We start from the raw sequence: 4,011 nt of genomic DNA on the forward strand, positions 1-4,011 counted from the left end.
TGGCTGCGCCATGCTCTGCTACGTGACGCCGAAAGAGCACTTGGGCCTGCCCAATAAAGATGACGTAAAAACCGGCATCATCACCTACAAGATTGCCGCCCACGCGGCGGATTTGGCCAAGGGCCATCCGGCGGCGCAGCGGCGTGATAACGCGCTCTCTAAAGCGCGCTTCGAGTTCCGCTGGGAAGACCAGTTCAACCTGGGGCTAGACCCGGACACCGCCCGTGAATACCACGACGAAACCCTACCCAAAGACTCCGCCAAGGTAGCCCACTTCTGCTCCATGTGCGGGCCGAAGTTCTGCTCCATGAAGATCAGCCAGGAAGTACGTGACTACGCCAATGAGCACGGCCTCAACGGCGATCAGGAAGCGGTAATGAAGGGTATGGAGGAGCAGGCGGAGAAGTTTCGCCAGAAAGGCAGCGGGCTGTATCAGGAAGTTTAAACTTCACCTCACGCTATCAAAACAGCACCCCGTCGAGAAGACGGGGTGCTGGGGTAACGGGATTAGGCTATTGGTCACATACTCCATACGTCCTGGGTCGGGAGTAGCCACAAGATACCTAAACAGAGTATCGCGGTGACCTGAAACACCGCTGTCAATTGCCAAATCTCGGCACCAAGCCCGGCAAGGGTGGGCGATATCAGTTGACCTGCAGAAATAAGAAAGAAGGTTAGACCAAAGCCAGTGGACGGAGCTTCTGGAAAGCAACTGACACTCCAAATACCGTATAACGCCGTAATAAGAATAAACGTAGCGCCAAACAAAACCGCCGATAGCGTTAGCATCAGTATCCCGTCACTCGCAATGGTGAGTAAAGCTATCGAGGCAGCTATGGCCAGCGTCGCCCACTTCAATGCCTTGGTCAGTCCAAAGTGAGTCACCAGTTCTCCGGCCAAGCCGCCCGCCACGCCGGCAATGCCCACGACAATCCAGAATATCACCCTACCTGTATCAGAAAGGCTTTTTTCTCCCGCGATCAACTCAACAGAGAACGTCCAATAGATTGAGGTTACCAGCCCGAATAGAAGCGCACCCAGCAGTAGGCGACGCACCGAACTATCTTTCAACTTGCGTCTCACAAGGGTAAACATAGGCTCCTGGGAGGCGCCCGGTTTCACTCTGTTTGAGAGCTCATGATTAGGCGCATTGCCCGGCATTATAAAAAAATTCCACAGCGTGGCGATCAGCGCGATAAATGCAAAGCACAACCAAGCCAGTTGCCATTGAGGGCCCGCAATAAGGGCCAATGGGCCAGAAACCATCACCCCAAAACTGGTGCCGGAATTTATAATGGCGTAATAGCGGCTTTGCTTTTCAGCGAGACAGAGTTGCTTGATAGCATCAGAAAGCGGTGGATACGCCAGGCCTGGACTACAACCGGCAAGCGTCACCCCCAATGCTAACCATACCGGGTTACCCGCCAGCGCGACCAACAGCATGCCCAGCGTTGCGGTCATGCCACCCAATATAATCGGCATACGCGGATTAAAATGGCGAACCAGCAGCGGACTCACCAACGTGGCCAGCAGATACCCCAGATAGGAGGCACTGCCAATCGCACCGACGGCCGTTTGGCTTAAATTGAAATCATCCCTGATAGCGGGCACGAACAAGCCATAGGTATAGCGCGACAACCCGTAGGTAGATGCCACAATTAACAAGCCCGCGCCGACAATATTGAAGGCAGAGTTACGCACTAGTAAGCTGGAGAGAACCATATTTCAGGCCTTTCAATTCCGCAGTGTTAATTGATAAGCGACAGTTTGATCGCCGCTAAAAAACTCCTTAACTATTTGAAAATCATTTTCTTTTTGGCGTGCAGCGCGAAACTGATCCTTAGTATATTTAAGGCAACAGTTTGTAAGCAGGTAACGATGATGATCAAATAGCTTATACGGTATGACTGTGGCTGCAGTCATTACTGGACCTAGCTCAGTCTCAATTGGTGTCAGGAAAATCCTATGTTGACCTGCTGGCTTAAGCTGAGCCCGTTCGCAGATTTTTTGGGAAAATTGTTTCATTGGTTGTAAGCTATAAAAATCAATTATTGGTTTCCAGCCAGCCAAACTAGAAAGCTGCATCTCGGAAAGCAGCAAATCACCTTTGCTAGTTAACTTTTTAAGTATCCTCAACATTTTCCTGGGCAGTTCATTTCCTTCTTGAAATCCCATCATAGTAACTACTGTAATACCGTCATGAAAGCCGAAACTGGAAGACTGCAATTCGTTGTAATCGTTAATTTTATAACTAAACCGTTGTTTACCGACAACCGGTTCCAACGCCAAACGCATGGCTTTCTCTGACTCTGGATTAATATCCAAACCAATATAGCTTGTTAAATCCACACCATTTCCAATTAATCTTTTTATTATAAGCTCTGTTTTATAGGGCTCAGGACCAATTTCAATGTAGCGCACCGAAGCGCCATTGACTTTATGAGAGAAGCGCCATTGACTTTATGAGAAATGTAATCAGCTGTACTTATTAAGCTATCATGAAGGGAAGCATTTCCGGAACGATCAGCACATATCCCGTTGCCACTTACAGCCATTTTATTGAGTGCTGCCATATACCCAAAGACATCTTCTAGAGATGAGCTACCTGCATCTCTGTCATTCTCTGATATTGAGTATTTGCTAGCATTACTAACAGTATCAATCTGATCAGCAGATAAGGGAGTAAAACAACCCAGAGAATCTCGAACAATAACCTCCAGGTTATCTTCATATTCTGTACCATTCATAGGACTGCTCCACTACGATAATGAGAAAGAGTTTTCATAGACGTCTTCATTGCAGAGTCAATCGGCCAATCCTGCATAAAGTTTTGCGCTTGAATAATGGCACCGTCAAAAAGTGAGTAAATAGTATTCACCAACTCGTCAAATACCTCGGGCTCCATCATGGGCCGATATTCATTCAGCACATTATTGGCGACAACTTGTCTTACACGCTCTTTGTGATCACGCACGAGAGCCCTAACCGGACTCTTTTCATCGCTGAATTCCCCAGCCATATTAATAAAGCCACAACCACGGTAGCCTTCTTCGCGAATCTGGTCGTACCACATGGTGTACATAGCGGAAACCCGCTTCTCAGTTAGTTGATGCTGAGAAATTCGCTCAGTTAGCTGTTCAATCCAGCGTTCTTCGCGCTGCCTAAGCCAAGCCATGGCAAGGGCCTCTTTGCTAGGGAAATGCGTATAAAAACTGGCCTTAGCAACCCCCGACTCGCTGATAATCTGATTAATTCCCGTAGAACAGTAACCTTGGCGAAAAAACAAACGACTGGCAGCCTCAATAATGCGTTCGCTAGGCCGTGAGAGTGAAGATGGATTATGCGTCACTATTAAACACCTCCGTACAGACAGGTCTGTCTAAAACCTAGATGCCAATATCCTGAGAGTCAAGACCTAAACGAAAATCAGGAAACGTTGATGGGAAGCATGGGCGATGGATGAACTGGCAGAGACATTTCGCTAGGTAAGGAAGGTAGCAAAAACTGTGCCCATTCGTACTATAAAAGCGAAACTAGTCAATGTTTTTGGAATAATGGTGTTTGTACCATCACCAGGAGAGCTTCCTTTACACCCACTTCGAGGAGATCTGCGAGATCTGCAAGCAGTACGACGTGGCGTTCTCCCTCGGCGACGGCCTGCGCCCCGGTTCGATTGCCGATGCCAACGATGAAGCGCAAATGGCGGAGCTGAAAACCCTCGGCGAACTCACCCACATTGCCTGGAAGCACGATGTGCAGGTGATGATCGAAGGCCCCGGCCACGTGCCCATGCACCTGGTGAAAGAGAACATGGACAAGCAGCTGGAGTACTGCGACGAAGCGCCCTTCTATACGCTTGGGCCGCTGGTGACGGATATCGCCCCCGGCTACGACCACATTACCTCTGGCATTGGGGCGGCGATGATTGGCTGGTTTGGCTGCGCCATGCTCTGCTACGTGACGCCGAAAGAGCACTTGGGCCTGCCCAATAAAGATGACGTAAAAACCGGC

5 protein-coding genes and 1 pseudogene are annotated in these 4,011 nt (G+C 49.2%); 2 read left to right on the top strand and 4 right to left on the bottom strand.

What is annotated here, in order from left to right; all coding sequences use genetic code 11:
• Positions 1-445, top strand: a 445-nt coding sequence (locus AC13CN_RS03285; protein WP_483052988.1) for a phosphomethylpyrimidine synthase ThiC, incomplete at its 5' end; no start/stop codon positions are given.
• A 74-nt stretch (positions 446-519) separates the two neighbouring features.
• Here AC13CN_RS03285 and AC13CN_RS03290 read toward each other — a convergent pair.
• The 4 genes from AC13CN_RS03290 to AC13CN_RS03305 are packed head-to-tail and all read right to left on the bottom strand — an operon-like array spanning position 520 to position 3,349.
• Entirely contained in the window at positions 520-1,722 is a 1,203-nt protein-coding gene (locus AC13CN_RS03290; RefSeq protein ID WP_052509929.1) for an MFS transporter, read from the bottom strand.
• A 12-nt stretch (positions 1,723-1,734) separates the two neighbouring features.
• Positions 1,735-2,421 (bottom strand): hypothetical protein, encoded by a 687-nt coding sequence (locus tag AC13CN_RS03295; RefSeq protein WP_044629026.1) that lies wholly within the window; start codon positions 2,419-2,421, stop codon positions 1,735-1,737.
• Positions 2,373-2,747 (bottom strand): hypothetical protein, encoded by a 375-nt coding sequence (locus AC13CN_RS03300; RefSeq protein ID WP_483052989.1) that lies wholly within the window; start codon positions 2,745-2,747, stop codon positions 2,373-2,375. The genes AC13CN_RS03295 and AC13CN_RS03300 overlap by 49 nt, the downstream gene beginning before the upstream one ends.
• Complete coding sequence (locus AC13CN_RS03305; RefSeq protein ID WP_058576283.1) at positions 2,744-3,349, bottom strand: TetR/AcrR family transcriptional regulator; 606 nt, start codon at positions 3,347-3,349, stop codon at positions 2,744-2,746. Before AC13CN_RS03305 ends, AC13CN_RS03300 begins: the two co-directional genes overlap by 4 nt.
• A 206-nt stretch (positions 3,350-3,555) precedes the next feature.
• Between AC13CN_RS03305 and AC13CN_RS03310 the strand changes: the two are divergent.
• Positions 3,556-4,011 (top strand): annotated as a pseudogene (locus AC13CN_RS03310) (phosphomethylpyrimidine synthase ThiC); the annotation flags it as partial.

The organism is Vreelandella sp. L-25 (genome assembly GCF_056857535.1).

Bases quoted from the DNA above. Each gene is read 5' to 3' on its own strand.
- AC13CN_RS03290 (WP_052509929.1), bottom strand. From the start codon at position 1,722: ATGGTTCTCTCCAGCTTACTAGTGCGTAACTCTGCCTTCAATATTGTC.
- AC13CN_RS03300 (WP_483052989.1), bottom strand. From the start codon at position 2,747: ATGAATGGTACAGAATATGAAGATAACCTGGAGGTTATTGTTCGAGAT.